We start from the raw sequence: 23472 nt of genomic DNA, 5'->3' as shown, positions 1-23472 counted from the left end.
ATCGAAGTTACTCCGCTTTGCAGAGGCTCTGGTTCACCAGGCAAACTTCCATTTTGTCAGATATTTGCACCCGGCACCCGGTTTCCCGTGGTGGGAGTGCTGCGGTACGAATTTGAGGGCGGGACGTCAGGCGGCACAGAGTTCAACGGCATCACCGACGTTCAAACGGCCTGATTTGCTCTCCTGAATGAAGTTCACACCGAAGCATACGGCGCTGCCGTCTGCGACCCGACGGAAGGTGGCGAGTGTGCGCAACGGCTCAACGCCACGGCGGCCGGAGTGCTGGTCGGTGGTGGTCATGATGCAGCGCTCACTCGGTCCGGCGGTGCGGAGACGCACGCCGCCGATGCTCAGCGCGGCCCATTCTTCCTCGGCAAAGGGTGTGTGGCTGCCTTCGATGACGAGATTGGGACGAAAGCGATCCATGGGCACGGGCTCACGATGGTTTGCGATGATGCGACGGTTCAGCTCTTCGAGCGATGAAATGCTGACAATGAGAAGAGGGGCCGCATCGGCGAAGGAGACGAGATCGCCCGCGTGCGCGGCTGCTTTGGTCACGGGGCGGCGAAATCGGCCGCCAATGCGCACGAGGCGGCAGCGCACGGCGAGCACTTGCGTGAGCCAGTCGGCGATTTCATCACCACAATCTTCGGCGAGCAGGCCGCTGGCACTCCAAACACTCACGGGAAGAAGCATGGCGTGTGGATCGCCAGCGCGCGATACCGAGACGCTGCCGCGACCCTCGGCGGAGAGGGTGAGCGATTTCTCCGTCAGTGCGGTGGAAACCGTCGCCATGGCAGGAATGGTGCGTTGCGTGAGGAAGCAGCCCTGCTCATCCACGACGAGAAAACGCCGGTCTCCGGCAAAACCCAGCGCGTCAACCTCCACGGATGTGACATCGCAACCGCGCAGTGATTTGACCGGATAAAGGTGCAGGCTGTGGATTCGCATGCGGGTGCCTACAAGACGGCACCTGAGTTTTCAAGCCCATCTCATCTCCCGCTTCCGAAGGGTGGAATCGGCAGTGGACGTCGAGAGCGGCGGAGTCAATCGAGCAGCGGGCCATGATCGTGGAAGATTTCATGAGATCTCTTGATGGAGAGCATGCGGTGAGCCATCCTGGCGAGAGGGCACGCATCATCCATCCTCCTGCGGTGTATGAAGCGCTGCTGCCCTGAGGCAGAGACTCCCCAAGAACCTGCCGCAGTCCCGGGATGCCGGCAAAAACTCACAGCGATGAACTTCTCAAGGCAGTTGAAAATGGCGTTATTAAACGGCTGCATCGGCCTGCTGGCGCTGCTGCATCTGAGCGGCTGCATCGGCTGCGTCCGTCCTGCGAGTTTTGATTCCGTCGATCTGATTTCTCCGCCCGAGGCTTTGGCTCCCTTGCAGCGGGGGGATCTGGCCGAGGCACGGCGCATTCTGGAATCCCGGCACGCCGCGAGGCCCTCCGATGCGGAGCTGAGCTATACTCTGGGCTGTGTGTGCCTGCTGCAGTCAGACACGGCTGCGGACCGCGGCAGCAGGCGCCACCTGCAAAGCCGCGGCTGGCAGCTTGTGGAGGCCGCCGCTGCTGGTCAATGCCTGTCGGCGGAGGCTCTGCTGGCGCATGCCTCCCTGCTAGGCCGCTGGGGCAAAGGGCGCAGCGCAGCCCGGCACGCCGAGCACGTGAGAAGGGTCATCGCCGTCAGCCAGGCGCTGCAGGTGCAGCCCGACATGGATGCACTGCGCCGACAGACCTGGGCCCGCCTGACGGACGAACAAATTCTCTACAATCAAGACGGCCGATTATTCCGGCAGGTGAAGCGACCCGGTGTGCCGTGAAAGCGCGTGATGCCGATGAGATGAAGTGCCGTATTCACCTGAAGCCGTTTCCCATCTGAAATTCACAGTCGTTATATGAGCTTATTTTATATTATCTTATGCACGCCGGCCTGTGATCATTCGATAAACGAGCAGCACCAGCACGGCACCGAGCACGGAGGCGAGGAAGCCCACGGGCTGCCCTTCGGTGTACCATCCGGCAGACCGACCGAGATAACCGGCCACGCTGGCGCCGACGATGCCCAGAAGAATGGTGACAAGGCAGCCACCGGGATCTTTTCCCGGGGTTACAGCCTTGGCTATGACTCCGACGATTAATCCGATGAGCAGGGTCCAAAGAAACGTCATAAGGCGAGTGTGATTGAAGTTCGAGACCTATTCGCAGCGACTTCGCGACGCGGCCTTGTCGCTCTTTTTAAATCACATGGGCAGCTTGGCAGCGGGCATGGCATGGCCAGGCAAGTGCGAGTTGGCAAGATGGGTGTGAACCCGTTTCACTGCCGCATCTCTAGAGGTCTGTGACTGGCGCTCCTGAGGGGCGGTAGGCAGACCAGCGGGGCGGGAGAAGGATGGCGGGGACGATTTTCTGAAGCTCTGCGGCTTTCTGCTGGGCGGCGGCGAGCTGGGTGGCAGTGAGATCTGCCGTGAGTTTTTCCAGGCTGTCCTTGGCCTGTCTGTGATACTGCACGGAGGCGAGGGTGAACCATGCGAAGGCCTCGGCCTTGTCCTGAGGCAGAATGACGCCCTCCTGCAGGGCAGTGGCGAGAAGATACTGCGCCTGATCCTGGCCCTGCATGGCGGCTCTCCGCAGCCAGGGGATGGCTGCGGCTTCGTCCTTGGGCATGCCGCGGCCTTCGCGGAGGGCGTTGCCTATGAGCATCTGGGCATCGGCGTCTCCCTGCACGGCAGCTTTGCGGATCCAGCGCATGGCCTCGGCCTCATCCTTGGGAACTCCCATGCCCATATCGTAGAAGATGGCCATGTGGAGCTGGGCCATCCAGTGACCTTTTTCGGCGCCCTTGCGCACCCAGCGCAGCGCCTCGGCTTCATCTTTGGGAACGCCGATACCGTTGGCATAGCAGGCGCCGAGCTTTGTGAGTGCGCCGGGGTGGCCCTGGTCTGTGGCTTTACGGAGCCAGCGCATTCCCTCGGCCTCGTCCTTGGATAGGATTTTGCCTTCGAGGCACATGATGGCCATCTCTGTCTGGGCTCCGGCATGGCCCTGGTCTGCGGCCAGGCGAAAGAGGCGGGCGGCCTGGTCGGCGTCAAAGGGGACGCCTGTCTCATCGATGCAGAAGCAGGCGAGGCGATACTGTGACTGCGCGTCTCCCTGCGCGACGGCTTTGCGGTGCCAGCTGACGGCTTCCTTCACATCTTTGGGCACACCGCTGCCGCTGAGGTAGCAGTCTCCCAGAAAGCTCTCGGCCTGCGCGTGGCCCTGAGCGGCGGCCTTGAGAAACCAGCGCGCGGCTTCGGCATCGTCCTGGGTGGCACCGATGCCGAGGTAGGTGTAGTAGCCCAGCTGAAACTGCCCCTCAGCGTTGCCTTGGTCCGCTGATTTGTGAAAGAGGCGCATCGCCTCGGCCTTGTCGTCTGGCACGCCGTAGCCGATGGCATAGCACTCGCCGAGACGTGCCTCGGCCTCGGCGCTGCCCTGCGCGATGGCTTTGCGATACCAGCGCACCGCCTCAGAATAGTCGCGCGCGGTGCCGCGGCCGTGCTGGCAGGCCAGGCCGAGGTACACCTGCGCTTGTGGATTGCCCTGCTCGGCGCTGGCACGCAGCTCTTCGAGCGGAGTGTCTGCCCTCACGTGGGCTGTTGTTGTGGGCGTTGTCGTTGCCGTCGTGGTGGTTGTCGTCTCTGCGCTTGCGGCTGTGGCGGTGCCTGCGTCGGCTGGGGCGCTGGTGCTCGTGCTGGCATCGGTGGCCGAATGATCACGCGAGGAGAAAATCGTGGTCAGCAGTACTGCCAGGCCCGCTGCACCTACGATGGCGACGATCCAGGCGACGATGGTCGCAGGCGCGGCCTTCTTTCGTGCGGGAGAACGTGGCCCGCGGGTCTGCGGTGCGCCCACGTCGGCGGGAAAACCTTCTTCAAATGCGTGAGTGCCCGCGGGAGCGTCGGTGGCGCTTTCCACCCAGAGAGAATCGTGGTCTGGCAGATCCTGGAGCAAGAGGTAGGCGGCTTCGATGTCAGCGGTCTTTGTTTGCGCCCTGGCGGCGAGCGCGGGATCTCCTTCAAAGCGGCTGGCTTTCCAAACGAAGAGCGCGTCCTGGCGTGCTGTGTCCACCTGATCTCTGGTGGTGGGTGCGGTGAGATCGAGAATGCGCAGGGCGTCTGGAATGGTCATGGCGGAAAGGTGGGTGAAGCTGAAGGTGGAAAGCCTCAAGTCAAAGCTTAGCGGCGGGTTTTACTTCGACGCATGCAGGCGCAACAATGAGGAGCGGTACAGCTGGCGTGACGACAGCCGGCACTTCAGCGCGGGCAGTGTATGCACCCGGCTCTGACTGCAAGAGAGCATCTGTGCAGGTGCAGGTGCAGGTGAAGAGGGTGCTGTGCCAGCATTGCACGCATCAAGCAGGCTCAGCAAAAAATTTTCATCTCCGTCATTGACTCTCAAAAAACGGGCCCAAGGCTTTTCACATGCCTGACCACCGCTTGATGAAGAGGATGAACCCGCGCAGCCGCTCACGGAAGGCGGGCGCCGGTCTCCGGGGACAATGCCAGCGCCTGAGACTGGGCTGACCTTTTCCGCCGCCGCCTCCTCCTTCTCCACCAGCCACCACGCTTTTTCGATACCATACCACACACAACCACATACTACCATGCCAGACGACACGATTGCCAGCCACGACTCCGCCGCAGACTTTGCGGCCCCATCCCCTGCCCTGGGCTCAGGCGCGGACGGCGACTCCTCCGCACCGACCACGCTGGAGCAGGTGCTGGAGAGCGCGGACATCACCAAGATGAGCGACGCGGAGGTGGCGGACTTTGAAAGCGGCGACCCGGATCGTGTGCACTCGGCGCTGGCAAAGCAGCTCACGCCCAACGCACGAAATGACGAAGGGCCTTCGCGCTTCTCCCTGAAGGCGCTGAAGCCCGAGGACCGCACGCGCACGGTGCAGGCGCTGGACCTCATCCGCGCCGGGCAGTCTCCGGCGGATGCATTTGCGCAGGTGTTTGGCATTTCGGCGCTGCCGCAGGCAATGGCGGCGGCGGTGTCTGAACCGGAAGCCGGGACGGCGGCGGCGGAGGAGGTGCCGGGCATCTACCCGCAGGTAGCGGAGCTGGAAAATCACCTGAGCTACCTGCAGCAGCAGTACCAGCAGGCGAAGGAGTCTTATGACCCTTCGGCCACGGACATTCTGGAGCAGATGCAGGATGTGAAGCTGGACCTGCGCGAGGCACGGCGCGAGGAGGCGGCCGCCACCCACGCATGGGAGGGCGGGCAGTCGGAAAGCCATGCGCGTGCGATGGAATCCTTCGGCGGATTGATCGCGGACGAGCGCTCCGGCTTTCTGCCTTTGTGCGATGATGAAATTTTGCTTGCAGAGGCAAAGAACGACCAAATTCTCAACCAACCTGACTGGCCCGAGAGGATCGGCCAGCGGGTGATGGACAAGTTTTTCAGCGGTGGCGCGGCGCACAGCCCGTATGCCGCAGGAGGCCTGTCCCGGGTGCCGCCTGTGCCGAGACATTCGGTGCGGCTTCCCGGCTCCCCCGTCGGCCCTGGCTTCTCCGCCGGCTCGCTGTCTCCCGAGACGGCGATGGCGGAGATCGACAAGCTGACTCCTGAGCAGCAGGACGCTTTCATTCAAAGTCTGGATCACCTGACCTCGCGGCATTCACGCCGGTAGCCAGGGCCCCATCCGTGCCACTGAATATTAGGTCCGGCTTTCTCATACCACGCTAGTTCACCTTCAAAACAAACGACAGTCATTTACAGAAAAACATCATGAGCGCATATCACGCAGAATCCATCGTATCCACACTCGCAGCCGCCGTCGCGGCTGATCCGTCCGTCGTCGCCAAGGTCTATTCCCAGCAGCTCCGCAAAGGCGCGCGTTCGGTGGATGACTTTGCGATGTTTGAGGGCGGCGAGGGCTCCGGCAAGCCCTTCATCGTACGCAAAGACCTGGCCAACGCCCATGCGGGCGACGAGGTCAAATTCACCGTCATGAGCCAGCCGCGCGGCCCCGGTGCGCGTGGCGAGCAACCCCTGCGCGGCAATGAGTCCAGCGTGGACTTCAAGACCTTTGGCTGCGTGGTGGACTTCTGGCGCGATGCCTTCAAGTTCACCAAGAAGCAGCTCAAGTTCATGGCCGGTGGCGGCGGGGTAAAGTCCGCGGTGCTGCTGGCCCTGCGCGAGAAGCTGGGCCGCCGCCGCATGAATGACATGAAGATGGCGCTCAAGCTCCAGGGCGTGGGCAACACCATCTTTCCGAACGGCCGCAAGACCCTCGCCTCCCTCAATGCGCTGGATACGCTGACGCCCTCGGGCATCACCAATGCCATCCCGCAGTGGCGCCGCCTCGGCGGCCGCAGCATTGTGGTGACGAGCAAGCACGGCAGCCCGGTTTACAAGCCGATGGTGTACATTCCTGATGCGGCGATCGCCAGCATCAAGAACTCATCGAGCTATGAGCAGGCGGCCATGCATGGCGGCGCGCGTGGCAATGAGGAAAACCCGCTCTTCTCCGGCAAGCTGCTGGACTGGAATGGCGTGGGCCTCTTTGAGCATGCGTCGGTCGATCCTGAGAACGACCAGTGCGCTGATCCGCTGGCCCCGCGTGCGATGCTCTCCGCCGGTTTCGGCGTGGACTCTGAAGCGGGCGACTGCGTGCTGAAAAGCCACGCAACCGACACCAAGACACCCTACATGGCGTGGCTGGGCGGCTACAAGTATGAGTGGTATGAAGGCCAGTCCGCAAGCAGTGCCACCACCGCCCCCGGCGGCGTGGCGTGGACGACCTTCTACAACAACATCACCAGCGCCGGCACCACCTACTATGCGTGGATCGTCAATCCGGATGGCTCGGTGGGTTTTGTGAGCTGGGCGGGCAGCACTTCCGGAACGCCGAACAACAACGGCAACCAGATCCTGCTGACGCACATCCTGAATCCCAACAACACCAACGACCAGTCCGGTCTCGGTGTGACCACGCTGGGGAACTTCGTGGCCACGGATGACACCTGGGGCCTGAACAGCGCTGGCACCAGCTACACCCGCGCCGCAGGTGGTGCTGGCAGCGCCTCGAACTGCTCTCCGGACTTTGTCTGGACCTCGCAGTTTGATGCCGGTGCCTACATCATTCCCTGCAATGCGAATGGTGCGGTAGACATGTGCAGCCTCATTCTCGGCCAGGACAGCGCCGTGCGCGCCTACGTGGGGGACGACCTCCTCGTGGGCGACAAGGACGACTACTCCTTCGTGGATGGCGGCGGATATGAGACCATCTTCGGCCAGGCCCCGTGCATTCGCACCGATGGCAAGACCAGCGGCTACTCGCTGCTGCGTCACGCTGGTCAGCACCCCGGCCTTGAGGTGCCGACGCTGAGCGCCTGATGAAACCCACGGCCCGCACGGCGCGGTGAAGTGCCGTGCGGGCCACTTAACTTTCTTTGCCGTCTTATTCTTGCTCGAATGCGAATTCGCTACCGGCACTTAGTTCAAAGTTTAAGGTTTCAAGTTTCAAGTCTCCGGCTCTTCGCTCGTAGTTCGGGCATTAGCCCGTCCGGCTCCGCTCTTCGTATTGTAGTACCGGCTTTAGCCGGTCCGGATTCCGGCCTTTCTCTCCACCACTTAACCCCATTTCTTTCCTTCCAAAGCCTTCCTTGCGGCGAGTCTTTTGTGATCCGCCCAGGAAGGAAACAAGAAGACTCCATTTCAAAACTTGAACCGCTCCAGGTTCAATAACGAAGCCAGAGCTGGCGCAGCAGGCGAAGCCAACTTCAAACTTTAAACCTTAAACTTGTAACTCTTTCCCCTTTCCATGAAACCACCCTCCACACTCCCCAACCGCGTTGATTCCTCCACGCTCGCCAAATTCATCGAAGGCGGCGAGCCTCTCGTCCTGGTAAAGCTCATCGGCGTGGGGAACACCGCGCCGTATGACTTCAGGGACAAAGGCACTCGCTCCTACATCTTCCGCTTTGATCCCGCGCTGGAGGGCCACGTGCTGCGTATCCCGCTGCACCTGTGGCAGGAAAACCGCGCGCGCCTGGCGCACGACATCATGGATCAGCGGCACATGGCGCACTCCATGGTCGTCACCCTGGAGCAGCCATCCACGCCCGCCCCGCCGGTTTCTCCAATACCACAATCTACCATTTCCGCCCAGACGGGCGCAACGGACACGCGCACAGACACCCGTATCGTGGTTGGGCCGGGTGCAGAGCCGACCGTTGCGCCCACCTCCCCTCCCGGGGAGAAGGCGGTGGATGAAACGTCCGCGACGGTTGTTGCCCCCTCCTCCGCCAAGGCTCTGGACGGCATGCCAGATGGTCTGCCGGAGCTGCAAACCGCGGATGGCAGGCCCTTGCACGAGGCTGCCTACGATCTCGCGGAGCCACCCAAGCGCCTCAAGGCCATGGCCGCTCTTCTTGGCGTGGCCGAGGCATCCGTGCGCGCCGCCATCGACCACCCGCGCTCGCGCGTTGAACTGGCCATGGCTGGCTGGGTCCGCCGCAAAAGCATCGCCCCCTCCGCACCAAAAATCGCTCCCGCGCCCACGAGTTCCCCTTAGCGCAACTCGTCCTCGATCCCACCGCTTCCTCTCCACTGAGCATTTCCGAATTCCCACCGCTGCCAACAGCACCCCATCCCGCCCATTTCACCCAATACCACAAACTACCACCCCTCCTCCGCCCCATGCACACTCCTGGAATCCACCCTCTCAGCAACCACCTCCTTCTCGATGTCACACCGCAGGAGCAGACCACCACCGCCGGCATCGTGCTGCCCACCGCAGTGCAGGGGGCGGTCACGCGCATGGAGGGCACCATCGTCTCCTGCGGGCCCACGGTTTCGCTCAATGATCTCAGCGCAGGCCAGCGCGTCCTGGTGAGCCGCTACACCAGTGGCGAAGTCCCGCGCGATGGCCGCATCTACAAGCTCGCGCAGCAGGCCGACGTCATCGCCATTCTCGACTGAGGCCGCCGCCTTCACCCCCGCCACACACTCACTGATTCAATTTCACCTTCCCACCTTTGCCATGACTCTCCGCCAAGCCATCAACGCCATGCTCCGCTACCTCCGCCCGGAGCAGCAGACCATCCCCTTCACCGGCACGCTCTACCCCGATCCCCTGCCCGATGCGCTCGATGCATGCAATGCCGCTCTGCAGCAGATCACCGCGCTCGCGCCCCTGTTTGCCGTGAAGCAGCAGCGCAGCGCCTACTTTCGTGCGCCGTCCACGCTCACCGTCAGCGGCCTCGAGCCCGGCGGCATGACCTGCACCGGACACTTCCAGCCGTGGTCCGCCGGCTGCTGGGTGCAGCTGCCCGGGGACAGCGCCATGAACCGCATCTTGTCTCTTAGCGGCAGCGGCGAAGCCACGATCGCCACGCTGCAGTTTCCGCACCTCTCCACGGACACCGAAGGCAGCGCCACCATCAATGTGGACACCGTGGAGCTCGCGCCGGACATCATCACCGTGCTCGATCCCGTGCGCTACCGTGGCAGCCTGCGCAAACTGCTTGCCGCAAACAGCCGCGAAGATCTCACCGCGCACGCGTGCAATGAACCGCGCTACTTCATCGAGTCCGCGCAAAACAACGGCCATGTGCGCCTGCGCATGATGCTCTCCGGCTACGTGCTGGCAGACACCGTCTTCGAGTTTCAGGCCCGAACCGCGCTGCGCCCGCTGACCATCGCCGACGTGAAAAACGAGGACGGCAGCGATCCCGGCACGCCCGTGCCCGTGCCCGCCGCCTTTGTGGAGTCCATCTTCCTCCCCGTGGCCACGGATCTCTTCTTCAGCAAGCCCAGCTTCACCAACTACGACACCCCCGGCCCCCACAACGCCGACGCCGTCCAGCTCGTCCGCGAGCAGGCAAAAACCGCCCTCGTCCTCCTGGAGCAAATGCGCCCGCAGGGCAGCAAGCCGGTGAGCCTCGTGCCAGGCTGGTGCCTGTCTGCGAAGGGGAGGATGGACTGGTGAGCCTTGGGTGGGGAATGAAGTTTCTGCCACCACGCATCTTGGCCCTTTTTGAATGCTGGCGCTGCATGCGCTTTGCGTTTTGGACTGCGCCGGTCCTCCGGCGCTTTCGAAAGTCTCGTGGTCCGCGCAAAGCTCCAGAGCACCGGAACTCAAGGCGGCTTGATTGCGGAACAGAGATTAACTCTCAGGTCTCACGCTGCAGGAAACCTGCTCACAGCGTGTGGCACGGGGGACGTGGCTCGGTATTCCGATACCGAGTCGGCACCGTCGCGGTATCGGAATACCGCGCTACATCCCCGCGCCTCCCCGCATTGAGTTACTCGGGAGGACTGGAGCACTCCAGGACGCTCCGCGTTCTTTCGCACTCACCTGCCAGCGACCATTCGTGGTGTTCAAACATGGCCGTGCAACACACCCGCCCCGTCCCGCTCAAACCGCCCGGCGCATTGGCTCCTGGAAGGAGCCGAGAAACTTAGCCAGTGGTGAAGCGAAACCGCGTAGCGGTGCAGCGGGAACCACCGGACCCCGTGCACAAACAATCCAACGCGCAAGGGCGCATGCCGAAGGTATGCGAGAGGCTCTCTTCCACACAGCGTTGACGAGTGGCCCCGGACCGTTCGCACCGTTCCGCCATCCTCGTAACTGATGTAACTGCGTCAACCGCCTGATCTCCATTGCAAGTTCCGAACAGGTAGATCGCATTGCGGCCAAGGATTCAAGAGATCCTGAATCAGAACAGTGTTGGAAGTGAATGAAAAACTCCTTAGATTTTAACGAATGAACCCCAAAGTGGAGGAATTTCTTGAAGCATCGTCTTGCCATTTTCGATCCGCCCCTGCCGAAGTGGACGCAGCCATCGAGCGACTGGGTGTGACGCCTCCCCGACCGTTCATCGAATTCTATCGCAGGTATCGAGGTGTCTTTGGCAGCCGCCATACGGCTTTCGAACTGGCAGAAATCGTAGGCCACGCCGAAGAACTGACCACCGTTGGTCGCACCGTTCACCATTTCCCGACCAGCATGATTGTGTTATCCGAAGAAGTGGCTGATGCGGTGCTGGTCTATGACACGAAAAAGGACGCCGTGTATGTTGTCGACTTCGAACGCAGTGATCAGGAGCTTAAAGAGGGCAAGCTAGAGCCATGCTGGCGGAGCTTTGAAGAATTTCTAGCCTTCTACTTCATAGGGGTAGGTGTTGATGAACCGATTCTGACAGTTGAGCAGGATATACCGGGCTATTTGGAAAATCCATGCGAGCCGTAGCTCAATGGTTTCGCTGCATTGACACCCAAGCCGCCGCTGCCTTATAAGCCCTTCATGCCACGCAGCCACATCACCCGGGCCTCATGAAAATCTTCTGGCTCTTCTTGTTTCTTCTGTCCCTCCCCCTTCCCGCCCAGGACCGCGCCCTCCTCCCGCTGCTCAACGGCCTCTCCCACCTGCCCAATGCTTCTCTGAAATACACCGTCCTCTACCATCAGAGCGACCTACCAGCACCTACCACGACCGATTATGCGTTCTGCCACTGCGGCGGCGCGTTTTACATCAAGCGCTACAAGCATTCCGCCAGCGTGCCGGCGTTCTCTCCGGAACTCCTCGTGGAGTGGCTTGCCTATGACGGCGAGGTCTTCCAGCTCTACCACCGCGATGCGAGGCTGATCTTGATGGGAAAAGATGCCTCGGCCCCCAGTCTGCGCCGGTTTGTGCCGTCGCTCCTGGCCTTTCATCCGTGGTTCTGCTCCAGCTGGCAGGCGTTTTATCTGGGCAGCACGGAGCTGTTTTGCCTGCCCGGCATTTCCACGGCGGAGAGTCTGCTCAAAGCCGCGCCGGATCTGGCACGCGAGACCGGCGGCACGGCGTTGCAACTGCAGCGCAGCGATTCCTACGGAAGCAAGATCCACATCACCCTGGACGCTGCGGCGCGACTGCCAGCGCGTGTTTTCACCGAAGTACTCGCGGAGAAAAAGCAGACGCTGCTGGAGGTCACGCATTGGAGCCAGCCCTGGCCGCTGAATCAGGCGCCAGCCTTCATCCATCCCCTGCACACGCGGCAGACGGTCACGCTGCTGGAGAGCGGTGTCACGAAACCCGTCTTCGAGATCCTCGTCGATCCCGCCCAGGCCACGCACGCCGACAACGTCCCTCCCGCTGAATTCACCATCCCGCAGACGCTCGCCAGACGCGTGGTCAATCTCGACACGCAAACGTCCATGGAACTCAAGTGAGAGCGCCCGTGCTGCGCCAGTCGCCATAGGCTCGCAACCTAGCGATTCTGCTTGATCCAATCTCACAAGCAGAAACTCTGAGCATGACACCGCGTTTCTTTGATGCTTCGCTGGAAGCCCTGTGCCATGAACTCTCCCAAAGACTCGCCGTTTCCTCCCTTTGACGCGACCTTCACCCAGGAGAACGCCATCGGAGCCGCGCTGCCGCCGGGACCGGCGCAGCCGCCGCCATACAAGCAGCAACGCGGCACCTGCCCGCCCTGCTACTTCCTACCATTCACTGGTGCCTCGTCCGCGCTCGTCACCGCCGCGCTGGCGCTCGGCCTCGGCGCGCCCGCAGCGGCGCTGGCGCAGGATCTGCAGCCGTCGCCGAATCCATTCCTCAAGCCGCCGCCGCCTTTCACGGGCAGCTTCGATGGCGCGCCCACGCCGCCCGCAGTGCCCGCCAGCATCGCTGCAAAGGCAGCAACCGCCCCGGCAGCAGCACCCGCCCCGGCTCCGGCCCCTGTCGCCACACCCGCAGCGCCGGCGCCCGCTGCCAAGGGCGCGCAAGGCCCCGTCACCGGGAGCTCGCCTCTCGCGCACATCCAGGCGCAGGCGAAGGCGGGGCATGCCGTGGCGCAGCGCCTCCTGGGCCAGCGCCTGCTCAGCGGAAACGGCATCGGCAAAGATCCCGCGCAGGCGGTGGAGTGGCTGCTCAAAGCGGCCGAGCAGCGCGACTCGCAGGCGCAGTTTGCCGTCGCGCTCGCCTACCTCGAAGGCACGGGCGTGACCAAAGATGCAAAGACCGCCGCCCTCTGGGCCAGCAGGGGCGATGCACAGCTGGAGGATGACCAGGCCGCCATCAGCCCCGAGGCCGTGCAGTGGCACCGCGCCGCCGCCGCGCAGGATGACCTCTCCTCCATGCGCACGCTCGCGCAGGCGTTTGCCACGGGCAAAGGCGTGCCAAAGGACGACGCCGAGGCCGCGAAGTGGCTGCGCAAAGCCGCCGAGCAGGGCGATGCCGCCTCCCAGGTGGAGCTGGCCCGCGCCTGCTTCACCGGCACCGGCCTGCCGCAGGACGACGCCGCCGGCATGAAGTGGCTGCAGTCCGCCCTCGATGAAGGCTACGCCCCCGCTTTGCATGAAATGGCACGTGCCCACCTCGAAGGCCACAGCGGCAAAAAAGACGCCGTGGAGGCCCTGAAATGGTGGCGCAAAGCCGCCGCGCAAAACGTCAAGGAAACGCAGGACAAGGCCGATGCCATCAAATGGTATCGCGCCGCCGCGGAGCAGGGCGATGCCGCCGCGCAGAAGGATCTCGGCGAGGCCTTTCTCAAAGGCCGCGGCGTGGGCAGGGACGCCGCCGAGGCTGCCGCATGGTTCCGCAAAGCCGCGGAGCAGGGCCATGCCGAGGCCCAGCTTTTTCTCGGCGGATGCTACCTCAAAGGCGAAGGCCTGGCCAAAGATGTGGGCGAAGCCCTGAAGTGGTACCACAAATCCGCCGCGCAGCATTACGCCGGCGCGCAGGGCGCTCTCGGCTGGCTCTACTTTGAGGGCGGGGAGGTGCCCCAGGACAAGGCCGAGGCCGCGCGCTGGATGCGCAAGGCCGCCGAGCAGGGCGATCCCGAAGCCCAGTGCCTCATGGGCAAGCATTTCTCCGCCACCCCGGCGGATGCCATCGCATGGTATGAAAAAGCAGCCGCTCAGGGCGATGGCGCCGGCGAGTACAGCCTCGGCGTCTGCTACTGGGAGGCGCGCGGCGTGGCCGAAGACCCCGCGCGCGCCGTGGACTACCTGCGCAAATCCGCGGACCACGGCTACTCCTGGGGAAAGCTCTGGCTCGGAGACGCCTGCCACGAAGGCTACGGCCTGCCGCAGAATGATCTCGAAGCCGTGCGCCTGTGGCGCTCCGCCGCGGAGGACGGCAACGCCGCTGCGCAGAACGCCATGGCCAGGGCCTGCCTGAACGGCATCGGCATGCAGCCGGACAAGGCCGAGGCGGAGTCCTGGGCGCGCAAAGCCGCCGCGCAGGGCCACGCCGCCGCTCATTTCACCCTCGGCAGCTATTTCATCACAGACCCCGCGCAGGCCGTGAAGGAGTGGCGCATCGCCGCGGAGAAAGGCCACGCCGCCGCCCAGTTCCGGCTTGGCCGCGCCTGCTACCAGGGCCAGGGCACCGCGCAAGATGCCGCCGAGGCCGGGAAGTGGCTGCGCAAATCCGCAGATCAGGGCAATGCCGACGCCTGCTTCTTCCTCGGCAGGCACCTCACCCCGGACAGAGCCGCCGCCTTGAAGCTCTTCAACCGCGCCGCTGACAAGGGCTTTGGCAGCGCGCAGTTTCGCAAGCTCCTGCTCCAGCCGCAGGCCCCTGGCGCTGACGCGATGGCCAAAACCTTCCGCCTCGCCGCGCAGTATGGAGACGTCTATGCGCTGCACGTTCAGGCCCTGCATTACTACCGCGGCGAAGGCGTGGAGCGGGATCTCGCCAAGGCCATCGAGCTCTTCCACGAGGCCGCCGAGCTGGGCGATGACGGCGCGCAGAACTGGCTCTCCAGCGCCTACTACAATGGCGAAGGTTTGCCCCAGGACAAAGACGCCGCCAAAAAGTGGACGCACAAAGCCGCCGCGCAGGGCAATGCCTACGCGCAGTATCAGATGGGCAAATCCTTCGCGCAGGATCCCGCCGAGGCCGTGCAGTGGTACCGCAAAGCCGCCGAGCAGGGCGAGCCCGACGCGCAGTTCTTTCTCGGCGTCTCGTACTACAAAGGCAGCGGCGTGAAGAAAGACTACACCACCGCCCTGCAGTGGTACCGCAAGTCCGCCGCGCAGGGAAACCGCCGCGCGAAGGACGCCCTCGGCATCTGCTACCAGAACGGCGAAGGCGTCAGCAGAAATGCCTACACCGCTTTCGACTATTTCTGGGAGGCCGCCCACCTGGGCTATGCCGGCTCCCAGTACAGCCTCGCCTGCTGCTACCTTTATGGCACCGGCACGGAGAAGAACGTCGCACTCTCAGCCGAATGGCTCCGCAAAGCCGCCGAGCAGGACCACCACGGCTCGCAGAACGCCCTCGGAGACGCCTATGCCAAAGGCCTCGGCGTGCCGCAGAGCGCCACCGAGGCCGTGAAGTGGTACCTCAAAGCCGCCGCACTGGGAGACGAAAACGCGCAGCTCTCCCTCGGCAAAGCCAGCCAGGCCGGCACCGGCATCGCCAAGGACCCCGTCGCCGCACTGCAGTGGTACATCCTCGCCGCCTCCGAAGGAAACGAAGACGCCGCCACCGCCGCCGAGTCCCTCTACCAAACCCTCACCCCAGAACAAACCGCCACCGCCCGCCGCCGCGCCAAAGAATTCCAGAAAGAGCACGATCTGTGACTGCGCCGAGGCTGGGCGAAGCCCTTTCAAACCGCACGCCCACAGATGCCCCGTCCCTTTTCCACCCCCACCTCTTCCCCAGCAATCTCCTCTAGACAAAAAATCCCTGCCACCGTCGCAAAGGCAAGCGGTGCGCTGCCCCCATTCCCCTCTTGCCACCGCCGGGCCCGCTTTGCCGGCACAGAAGGGAGGTACTTCTGCGCATTTAATTGGGTAGCCAATGGCATAGCAATCTAATCCTTACCCGTGACCTTTTTCCGTTGCACCCCCAAGTATTCTGATAAACCATCCTAAATACCCACCGTTTGTTAGAGACATCTCTCCCCACTACACCTCGATGAAAAAATCTCCGCGTTCATGGGTCTTGCTCTGCAGCCTGCTGCTGTGCGCCACAGGCTTTAAACACGCCGCAGCCTCCACCACCTACTTCAGTACGTTGGGTCAGACCGGCGACGGCTTTGCTTACATGGAGTATGGCGGTGTGGTAGATGTGAACGCCACGGACTTCCTCACCAGTGCCTCCGCCACCACCATTACCGGGGCCACCTTTTCCTTTTCCAACTGGGACGACATCGCCCATGTGATGACGCCCAAGATCTATACAGACAATGCCGGCCTGCCCGGCACCCTGGTCGGCACCTTCTCCACTTTCAACGTCGCCGCAGACCCCATCGGCCCTGGCAGCGGCACTTTCAGAAACTACAGCGTCAGTTCCGCAGGCATCAATCTGGCCGCCAACACCAAGTACTGGATGGCTGTGAGCGTGGATACAGCCACGGACCTGCCCTTTCCCGTCATGTGGAACACCACCGCCACCACCGCCATGGACGCCGGCAGCACCTTCTCCGAAGTCACCGCCACCCAGCTGAAGTACAGCACCGATGGCGGCAGCTCGTGGATCAATGTGGGCAATGCCAACTCGAATGGCATGTTCTCCCTCAGCGGGAACCTTGCCGCCGCACCGGAGCCCGCCCGCGCCCTCTTCCTGCTCGCAGGCGCGGGCACCCTCCTTCTGCGCCGCCGCAGGCGGGCATGAGGTGACCGTTTTTGGCCGGCCGATGCCGATGCGGGAGGTGGCTGCCCACCTCTCCCGCCAGCCATCCACCGCGCCTCCCCCGGCAGTAACTGCGGAGGAGGAGCAGAAATCGAAGAAACAGCAGAGAAACACACTGGCAGAGGACGCTGCGCACTCCCCCCATCAGCCCTTACTCTTATCAGCAGCCTTTTTGGCTGGGGTGGGCGTCTTCGCTGATGTCTTCCCCCCGCCGGCACTCTTGCGCGGGGCAGATGAGGCGGAGCTTTTGATCGTCCACTTCTGCGGCTCCTTGGCTTTGTCCTTGGCTCTTTCAGCACTTTTGCCAGATACTGTTGTCCAAGGCTTGGAGCTTGGTTTGGATGTGGGCGCTTCCTTTTTGGCCACAGGCCTCGGCGGATGCTTGGGTAACGAGGGCAGCCCGATGGGTTTCTTGGCCGGCTTGGTGCCCTGGCCCGGACGCGGCCTCGTATCGTAGGAGGGCATTAGGGTGACCTTGGGATTTCCTCGGCGACCATAAACCTCCAGCTCTTTTGCATTCAAACCTGCCATCTTGCTGAACTCTGTTTCAAAGCGCCCCTCTGGATCCAGTTTCCTCAGAACCTGCTTCCAATGCTCGAAGTCGCGCACGATGTCTCCCTTCACCTTGCCAGTCTTGATCATCTCCACCAGAGAGTTCCTCTTGGTAAATATCTGCCCCCAGTGAGGAATGGCCCCCGCATCAGAGGAGAGGGTCTCCACCTCGAGCTCAAACATGCGGTGCACCTGTTGCCGGCGTGCCGCCAGCGTCGTTACCTCCACAGAGACCGTCAGGTCCCACCTCTGCATGGAGATCAGGCCGGCGGCCTTGCGCATGAAACGGATTCCGACATATCCCAGCACAGGGTACTTTTCTTCAGCCAGCTTTCTCACGTCTTCGATGAAATCCAAAAAGTCGTCTTTGGAAGCATCAAAAAAATACTCCGCAGAGCGCGCCCCCATCAGTCCGTCCGTGTTGTAGTCATGGGTGTCCAGGATCTTGTTGGAGTCATCGCACCGCAGCGGATCGCCCACCTGAGAGGAGAAGATTTGCGCCGTCAGGACGTTGAACAAATCTCTCATGGTCTTCCCATTCTTGAGGGATTCAAACGCCTCCTTCGTGGACCACTGATTCCGGAACTCTTGCAGTTTTTTCAGCCAGTCTGTCCTATCGCTACCGGACTTTTCAGCCAGGTCTCCTTCCAGTTTGTCTCTTGTTTTGCCCAAGGCTTTCTCAGTGGCCTGGATGGCTTTTTCCAGCCAAGACCGCAATTCCGCAGGCAATTTTATTCTTTGGTCTATGAACATGCGGTGCATAACGTGCACTGCCAGCTCTCCGGCCCGTTCCTCCTCCGACTCGTAGATCTGCTCCGATTCGTAGGGCTGCTCCAAAACGTCGGGAAGCTCTTTGTTGATCATGCCGCACAGCCAGTTCGCCAGCTCGTAGTAGGGTTCAACCGCTTTTTCAATATCACCCGTGGGGATAATGTAGGACTCCTTTTCTGTAATTTCCTTCATATCAAAGGTGGAGCCTTTTGTCTGCAGCAGAACCAGCAGACGAATAACGATGTTTCGCACTGGCCCCCAAGCAATAATACCAAAACAATCTTTTTTGGTCTGCTCCTTGGCAATTTCTTGAGCCAGCTCGTGTTTCAACTCCCCGAGAAGATTCTTTGCGGGCACGGCGTGCTTCCGCAAGAATTTGGCCAAATCAGTGTCCTCGGCCTTAGGCTCCAGGTAGCTGGGAAATAGGTACCCGTCATCCTTCCACCGGCGCGTGATCCAGCACTGGTTTGGGTTGGCGAGGCTCAGCACAATGTTCAGATGGTGCAGCGGCAGACGCAGTTTCTCTTCGCCCTTCTCTTTATACGTGCACATACTCTGCACCAAGCCCTTCCAAGGCGGAGAGGCCCCCTGCTTGCCCCCGGCCTTCTCCCACTTCAGATTTCCCATGGCCTTCACCCCATCGCAACAGGACTTGTAATGGAGGTCCTGGGTGAAAATCGGCCGGGATAGCAAAGATTTGTCGTCGGGATTCTTTTTCAGCGCGGTTTTCAGTTCCCTCCAGGAGCAAGCCTCGTTGACCTCCACCAGCTGGTAGGCAGGCTCCACCTCCAGCACCACGGCATAGATGATCCCCAGCCGCCCCACGGAAGTCTGCAGCGCACGAAAAATGCCGTCATCTGACGTCGGCCAATCCTTGCCCTTGCGGGGCATGGGCACCTTGTTGCTCACCGGCACCACCCAGCTCTCCTCGCCGTTTGCCTTCACCAGATGAAAGGCCTTCACGTGGTCGCCCAAAACGCTCTCATTCAAATCCCCCCCGTGTGTTGCGGTGGAGAGCGCGCCAGCCAGTGACTGCGCCCCTCCCGCGCCCATGGTGGGCAGTGCCAGCTTTTTCTTGTGCAGGTATTCCAGGAGGTGCCTGATCTTGATGCCCGCCTCCACATACAGCAGCGTTTTTCCCGGGCTCGCTCCCGGATAGTTGTCGTTCAGCACCTTGTTGAGGCCATCCGTGTTGATGATTGAGCCTTGATTTTTCGTCGCACCACCCACCACGAAGTTGGAGTTCAGCGAGTATTTCGTGCCCACCGCACGCACTGGCGCAGCGGTCTTGCTATTTTTCATGATCGCCACCAGCTCCTTCAAATTAGCTGGCTTGTACACCTCTGTCTTAAAGGAGGGAATGTTGTTCAGGAAGTTTTGAACCGTCTCGATTTCAGCTTGGGTAGGCATGACGGCGCACTTTTCCTGTTTTCTCCCTCGATATGCAATCCTATTTTTAGAAACATGCTCTCTCATCATAAGCCATAGACTGCTTTTTTAGCCAATTGCAAAGATTAGACAATCTAACTTTTTTTCTTAAATATAACCCATCCGCTTCGTTTCATTCCCATCGATTCGCCCCCCATACGCCGTTATGCGCGCCCTCATTCATCATTCCCAAGCCGCCAATCTCCTCTAGACAAAAAATCCCCGCTACCTACATACCGCGCATGCGCGCGTGCCTCCCCTCCCTGCTGGCTCTTTTCTTAATCTGCCTGCTTCCGGGCGCCTCTCATGCAGCTCCCGCTTCGTCTCGCTTCGCGCACGGATTTGTCATCTACAAAAAAGTCCCCAGCGACCAGCCCGTGCATTACGGCGGCATGCTTTTCATCTCCTCCACTCCCGGCCCCACCTACCTGGAGTACGATGTCGGCCAGGAAAAGCCCATCTTCCTCGCGCGCGATCTCTTCGTCAGCGAGATCAATTTTGGCGCGCTGTTTGAGGCCGACTTCACCACGGACAAGCACGTGGAGTTTTGCAAAGGCATCCAGGCCCAGCTCAATGCCGCCGCCAGGCAGTCCCCCGGCATGGCCGCCTCCGCCAAGGCCGCCGTCAATGCCATCCAGGCAGAGGTGGACCGCTATGAGAAAGGCTACGTCCGCATCAGAGGCGCCTGGGTGGACCGCGCTGCGCACGATGCCAACGCCAAGGCCATGGAGCAGGCCCGCATGGCCAAGGCCGCCGCCGACAAAGCCGAGGAGGATAAAATCCGCGCCAGCATGGCCCAGCTCGCCGCCGCCAACAAAGTCCGCCAGGACAACCTCGCCTTCAACTACGCCAGCACCGCCGCCCGCTACCTCGCCACCCAGGAAAACTTCGACGCCTTCGTCGGCGATGCCGTCAACGTCGCCAAGACCGGCGGCACCCTGCCCGTCCCCATCACCCCGGACCTCCCCGGCCTCATCGAGCTCCCCCAGTATCGCGATGCCACGCCCATGCTCTGGCAGATCGGCCAGAGCAGCAGCGAGACCTCCGGCGCCATGATCTGCGCCTTCAATGACCGCTCGCAGCTCACCGCCGTGGACATCGTCTTCTACGTCATCTCAGACCCCGCCAGGCACACCCTCCTCAACGAGCAGGAGATCGAGGGCCTCAAAAAACTCCTCGGCAAGTTCGACTGGCAGTTGCTCGACGGCCTGCCCGATGTCCTCGCAGCCACCCGCATCAAAGCCGTGCTCAAAGACAAGGTCGAGTCCACCAAGCTCACCGTCACACGCCTCACTCTGCCCAAATACACCGTGGACTACAATGTGGACTTCCCCGTGGAATACATCCCCACCGGCCAGGCCCAGGACCCTTCACAGCCCAGGCAGCAGCAGTTCGTCCTCCTGCAGATCCGCCCGGCACTCTAACGCACACGCCACCTTCACCTCCTGCCCCCCTGCCCTCAGAGCTCCGAACCAAGGGAGGAAAAGCAGAAGCCGCAGGAAGACAAGCCACCACCTCACGCCCCAGCCCCATGCCCACCGCCTTTCACCACGCCAGCCGAGCCCTCGCCTCCGCCATCCTTCTGGCCCTCGCGCTACTCATCCACCTCCAGCCGCCCGCCAGCGTGCACGCCCTGGAGTCCGCGCGGGTCCCGCGCAATCCCTACGCACCTCCCCCTTCCGCACGCACCCCCACCCTCCCCACAGCCGCCGCCACCACGCCCTCCACCCTGCTCGCCAGCACCCCCGGCGCCACGCCAGATCCCCTCGGCGAATGGTACGCCGTCGGCCACCGCATGGCCCAGGAGGCCATGCCCTACTACCGCACCTTCGCCGTCGCTGAAAAAGACATCGGCAAGCGCCTCACGGAAGTGCTCAGCGCCCTCGGCATCAAGGCGGACACCCAGCTCAAGAACACCGAACTCAAGCTCCTCCAGCAAGGCTGGGACGACGCCGCAGCCGGCCGCGCCCTCGCCCTCACCTACCCTCCGGATCAGGACCGCAGCATCGTCCCCCCGGCATTGCGGGGCTTCTTCCGCTTCGGAAAAAGCAGCCCCGGCGCCGGCGTGGAAACCCTGGCCGACAAAGCCGCCGAATGGAAAAAAGCCGTCGTCAAAGTCGCCACCGGCTCCGAAAAAGGCGTCGAAGGCCACGGCACCGGCTTCATCATCGGCCCCGGCCTCGTCCTCACCAACAACCACGTCGTCGATGGTTCCACCCACTTCGCCGTCCAGCTCGAAGCCGACAACACCATCTATGACGCCACCCTCATCGCCAAGCAGGCCGTGCCAGACGTGGCCCTTCTCCGGGTCCAGCTGCCGGAGGACCACGCCGTCCTCCCCATCGGCATCTCCGCCCAGTGCCGCGAGCTCGAGGAAGTCATCATGGTCGGTTACCCCCAGTTCATCGAGCTGAGCGCCACCTATGTGAAAGGCAGCATCAGCTCCACCAACCGGGTCTTCCACGACTGCGAAGTCCTCCAGCTCGACATCCGCGCCAATCCCGGCAACAGCGGCGGCCCCGTCATCAGCACCGAGGGCAACGTCGTGGGCATTCTCACCTTCGGCTTCGGCGCCGTGGACCCCAAGCTCGCCCAGTTCACCTTCGCCATCAAGACCGACACCGTCATCCCCTTCCTCGAACAGCACGCCCGCGGCCAGTACTCCCGGCAGGTGGAGTGAAGGAGGAAAGCATTCACAAGATGGAGCGCGCGGGATCCGCATGGCATGGCATGACATGACATGGCATCGCATCGCATCGCATCGTATTGCATGCCATGGACGGGCGAGCCGTCACCACATCCATCCTACATCCCTGCATGAAGCGCCATAGCGAGGCGTAGCCGAAGAGGAAGTACGACAGGCACTCCTGCCTGTCGATCAGCGCTCACTCAGGGTGCCTCGTCAGCGAATGATCCACCACCATCGCCAAGCCACAAGCTAAAGCAATGGCGCATGCTCAGTGTGTCTGCCACACGCTGATCGACAGACAGCAACTGTGTCAGTTGGCAAGCTGGAATGTTGGATCTGCGATCAAGCGGTTGAGGACGCAGAGCATTTTGCGCATGACTGCGGTGATGGCGACTTTGAAGGGTTTGCCGCGTTTGAGCAGGCCTTGGTAAAAGGTTTTGAGGATGGGGTTGATGCTCAGGCAGCGCACTGCGGCCATGTAGAGCACGCGGCGCACCTTTTTGCGTCCACCCTGGATGTGACGCTGGCCTCGCATGGGACCACTGTCGTAGGGGTGTGGGGCGAGCCCTGCAAGGGAGGCGATGCGTGAGTCGTCGAGGCTGCCGAGTTCGGGCAGTTCGGCCATCAGTGTGGCTGCGGCCACCTGGGCAATGCCGTTCATCTGCTGGAGGCGCGCGGCCTTCTCCCGTGCGTCCTGATGGTCCAGTGCGGTCTTGATGAGCTTGTCGAGCTGCGCGATCTGCCTGCTCAGAGCCTTAATCAGGACCTTGGCCTGTGTGATGAGCTGCGGGTGGCTCAGCTGCAAAAGCTGGGTCTTTTGGATGGCGCGTGCGGTGACCAGCTGCTCGCGGCGGCCGACCAGGCTGGAAAGTTCGAGTTCCCAGTCAGGAGGCAGGGTGTCGGGCTGCGGCTTGAGCGCGGCACCGAAGGCGGCGAGCACGGCGGCGTCGATGGCGTCGGTCTTCGCCAGCTTCATGCTGGCCTTGGCGAAGTGACGCACGCGGGCGGGGTTGAGTTTGCTCACGGTTTTGCCTGCGCGCAGCAGGGCCAGCCAGAGGGCCTGCTCGTAGCCGCCGGTGGCCTCAAGGATGACGTGTGCGCCGGGCGGCAGCATGGTGATGAGCTTGCGGTGGCCGGCGGTGGTGTTGGCCAGCCTGAAGGCCTTCTTTTTGTGTGGAATGCCGTGAATGTCGAGCCATTCGGCGCAGACATCGACGCCAACATAGACAACCTCAGCAGCAGAGGTAGAATGGGTGTTCATGGATAGGATGAGTTTGAGTGTTCGACTTCTTCCTTGTGATGCGAGCTTCCGCTGCAGGCATGGCCTGTGGCAGGCTCAGTCAACTGTTCGAGTTCGAGCTTGTCCTGGCGTGCGAGCGACTGGCTGCCTGACGATCTCAAAGGATCAAG

At 62.2% G+C, this 23472-nt stretch carries 17 protein-coding genes; 12 read left to right on the top strand and 5 right to left on the bottom strand.

Annotated elements, in window-relative coordinates:
* Window positions 1-126: 126 nt before the first annotated feature.
* Window positions 127-951 carry an MOSC domain-containing protein gene (locus ACILSO_RS27145; protein ID WP_395740627.1) on the bottom strand — a complete coding sequence of 275 codons (825 nt, stop codon included), beginning with the start codon at window positions 949-951 and terminating at the stop codon, window positions 127-129.
* 285 nt (window positions 952-1236) lie between these two features.
* On the opposite strand from ACILSO_RS27145, the gene ACILSO_RS27140 reads away from it, so the two are divergent.
* Window positions 1237-1824 carry a hypothetical protein gene (locus ACILSO_RS27140; RefSeq protein ID WP_395740626.1) on the top strand — a complete coding sequence of 196 codons (588 nt, stop codon included), beginning with the start codon at window positions 1237-1239 and terminating at the stop codon, window positions 1822-1824.
* A gap of 96 nt (window positions 1825-1920) precedes the next feature.
* On the opposite strand, the gene ACILSO_RS27135 is transcribed toward ACILSO_RS27140, so the two are convergent.
* Complete coding sequence (locus tag ACILSO_RS27135) at window positions 1921-2172, bottom strand: GlsB/YeaQ/YmgE family stress response membrane protein (protein ID WP_395740625.1); 252 nt, start codon at window positions 2170-2172, stop codon at window positions 1921-1923.
* Between the two features lie 160 nt (window positions 2173-2332).
* Window positions 2333-4174 (bottom strand): hypothetical protein, encoded by a 1842-nt coding sequence (locus ACILSO_RS27130; RefSeq protein ID WP_395740624.1) that lies wholly within the window; start codon window positions 4172-4174, stop codon window positions 2333-2335.
* A 475-nt stretch (window positions 4175-4649) separates the two neighbouring features.
* Between ACILSO_RS27130 and ACILSO_RS27125 the strand changes: the two genes are divergently transcribed.
* The 9 genes from ACILSO_RS27125 (at window position 4650) to ACILSO_RS27085 (ending at window position 16604) form a co-directional block, all read left to right on the top strand.
* On the top strand, window positions 4650-5681 hold the full coding sequence (locus ACILSO_RS27125) for a hypothetical protein (protein WP_395740623.1): 1032 nt from the start codon (window positions 4650-4652) through the stop codon (window positions 5679-5681).
* A 98-nt stretch (window positions 5682-5779) separates the two neighbouring features.
* On the top strand, window positions 5780-7390 hold the full coding sequence (locus ACILSO_RS27120; protein WP_395740622.1) for a hypothetical protein: 1611 nt from the start codon (window positions 5780-5782) through the stop codon (window positions 7388-7390).
* Between the two features lie 427 nt (window positions 7391-7817).
* A complete protein-coding gene (locus tag ACILSO_RS27115; protein WP_395740621.1) occupies window positions 7818-8570 on the top strand; it encodes a hypothetical protein in 753 nt (250 codons plus the stop codon).
* A gap of 125 nt (window positions 8571-8695) precedes the next feature.
* Window positions 8696-8977 carry a co-chaperone GroES family protein gene (locus ACILSO_RS27110; RefSeq protein ID WP_395740620.1) on the top strand — a complete coding sequence of 94 codons (282 nt, stop codon included), beginning with the start codon at window positions 8696-8698 and terminating at the stop codon, window positions 8975-8977.
* 61 nt (window positions 8978-9038) lie between these two features.
* Window positions 9039-9986, top strand: coding sequence for a hypothetical protein (locus ACILSO_RS27105; RefSeq protein WP_395740619.1), 948 nt, complete (start codon window positions 9039-9041; stop codon window positions 9984-9986).
* 777 nt (window positions 9987-10763) lie between these two features.
* Window positions 10764-11249, top strand: a complete 486-nt coding sequence (locus tag ACILSO_RS27100; protein ID WP_395740618.1) for an SMI1/KNR4 family protein — start codon at window positions 10764-10766, stop codon at window positions 11247-11249.
* An 83-nt stretch (window positions 11250-11332) separates the two neighbouring features.
* On the top strand, window positions 11333-12211 hold the full coding sequence (locus ACILSO_RS27095) for a hypothetical protein (protein ID WP_395740617.1): 879 nt from the start codon (window positions 11333-11335) through the stop codon (window positions 12209-12211).
* Between the two features lie 126 nt (window positions 12212-12337).
* The gene (locus tag ACILSO_RS27090; RefSeq protein WP_395740616.1) at window positions 12338-15568 is read left to right on the top strand and encodes an SEL1-like repeat protein; all 3231 of its coding nucleotides are present in this window, start codon (window positions 12338-12340) and stop codon (window positions 15566-15568) included.
* A gap of 337 nt (window positions 15569-15905) precedes the next feature.
* Window positions 15906-16604, top strand: coding sequence for a choice-of-anchor R domain-containing protein (locus ACILSO_RS27085; protein ID WP_395740615.1), 699 nt, complete (start codon window positions 15906-15908; stop codon window positions 16602-16604).
* Window positions 16605-16766: 162 nt separating this feature from the next.
* Here ACILSO_RS27085 and ACILSO_RS27080 read toward each other — a convergent pair whose 3' ends face one another.
* Window positions 16767-19424, bottom strand: coding sequence for an FAD-binding protein (locus ACILSO_RS27080; protein ID WP_395740614.1), 2658 nt, complete (start codon window positions 19422-19424; stop codon window positions 16767-16769).
* Window positions 19425-19615: 191 nt separating this feature from the next.
* On the opposite strand from ACILSO_RS27080, the gene ACILSO_RS27075 reads away from it, so the two are divergent.
* Both ACILSO_RS27075 and ACILSO_RS27070 read left to right on the top strand, forming a co-directional pair.
* Window positions 19616-20797 (top strand): hypothetical protein, encoded by a 1182-nt coding sequence (locus ACILSO_RS27075; RefSeq protein ID WP_395740613.1) that lies wholly within the window; start codon window positions 19616-19618, stop codon window positions 20795-20797.
* A gap of 107 nt (window positions 20798-20904) precedes the next feature.
* On the top strand, window positions 20905-22053 hold the full coding sequence (locus ACILSO_RS27070) for a S1C family serine protease (protein WP_395740612.1): 1149 nt from the start codon (window positions 20905-20907) through the stop codon (window positions 22051-22053).
* A gap of 319 nt (window positions 22054-22372) precedes the next feature.
* On the opposite strand, the gene ACILSO_RS27065 is transcribed toward ACILSO_RS27070, so the two are convergent.
* Window positions 22373-23323: an IS110 family transposase gene (locus tag ACILSO_RS27065; protein ID WP_395740611.1), complete on the bottom strand. Its 951-nt coding sequence runs from the start codon at window positions 23321-23323 to the stop codon at window positions 22373-22375.
* Between the last annotated feature and the right edge of the window lie 149 nt (window positions 23324-23472).

Source organism: Prosthecobacter sp. (assembly GCF_044226605.1).
GTDB lineage: Bacteria > Verrucomicrobiota > Verrucomicrobiia > Verrucomicrobiales > Verrucomicrobiaceae > Prosthecobacter.
Note: the sequence above shows the minus strand (reverse complement) of the source record. Positions and strands in the feature narration are given on the sequence as shown.

Excerpts from the sequence above, each read along its gene's own strand:
- ACILSO_RS27145 (WP_395740627.1), bottom strand. The coding sequence starts at position 951 with ATGCGAATCCACAGCCTGCACCTTTATCCGGTCAAATCACTGCGCGGT.
- ACILSO_RS27140 (WP_395740626.1), top strand. The coding sequence starts at position 1,237 with ATGAACTTCTCAAGGCAGTTGAAAATGGCGTTATTAAACGGCTGCATC.
- ACILSO_RS27135 (WP_395740625.1), bottom strand. The coding sequence starts at position 2,172 with ATGACGTTTCTTTGGACCCTGCTCATCGGATTAATCGTCGGAGTCATA.
- ACILSO_RS27130 (WP_395740624.1), bottom strand. The coding sequence starts at position 4,174 with ATGACCATTCCAGACGCCCTGCGCATTCTCGATCTCACCGCACCCACC.
- ACILSO_RS27125 (WP_395740623.1), top strand. The coding sequence starts at position 4,650 with ATGCCAGACGACACGATTGCCAGCCACGACTCCGCCGCAGACTTTGCG.
- ACILSO_RS27120 (WP_395740622.1), top strand. The coding sequence starts at position 5,780 with ATGAGCGCATATCACGCAGAATCCATCGTATCCACACTCGCAGCCGCC.
- ACILSO_RS27115 (WP_395740621.1), top strand. The coding sequence starts at position 7,818 with ATGAAACCACCCTCCACACTCCCCAACCGCGTTGATTCCTCCACGCTC.
- ACILSO_RS27110 (WP_395740620.1), top strand. The coding sequence starts at position 8,696 with ATGCACACTCCTGGAATCCACCCTCTCAGCAACCACCTCCTTCTCGAT.
- ACILSO_RS27105 (WP_395740619.1), top strand. The coding sequence starts at position 9,039 with ATGACTCTCCGCCAAGCCATCAACGCCATGCTCCGCTACCTCCGCCCG.
- ACILSO_RS27100 (WP_395740618.1), top strand. The coding sequence starts at position 10,764 with ATGAACCCCAAAGTGGAGGAATTTCTTGAAGCATCGTCTTGCCATTTT.
- ACILSO_RS27095 (WP_395740617.1), top strand. The coding sequence starts at position 11,333 with ATGAAAATCTTCTGGCTCTTCTTGTTTCTTCTGTCCCTCCCCCTTCCC.
- ACILSO_RS27090 (WP_395740616.1), top strand. The coding sequence starts at position 12,338 with ATGAACTCTCCCAAAGACTCGCCGTTTCCTCCCTTTGACGCGACCTTC.
- ACILSO_RS27085 (WP_395740615.1), top strand. The coding sequence starts at position 15,906 with ATGAAAAAATCTCCGCGTTCATGGGTCTTGCTCTGCAGCCTGCTGCTG.
- ACILSO_RS27080 (WP_395740614.1), bottom strand. The coding sequence starts at position 19,424 with ATGATGAGAGAGCATGTTTCTAAAAATAGGATTGCATATCGAGGGAGA.
- ACILSO_RS27075 (WP_395740613.1), top strand. The coding sequence starts at position 19,616 with ATGCGCGCGTGCCTCCCCTCCCTGCTGGCTCTTTTCTTAATCTGCCTG.
- ACILSO_RS27070 (WP_395740612.1), top strand. The coding sequence starts at position 20,905 with ATGCCCACCGCCTTTCACCACGCCAGCCGAGCCCTCGCCTCCGCCATC.
- ACILSO_RS27065 (WP_395740611.1), bottom strand. The coding sequence starts at position 23,323 with ATGAACACCCATTCTACCTCTGCTGCTGAGGTTGTCTATGTTGGCGTC.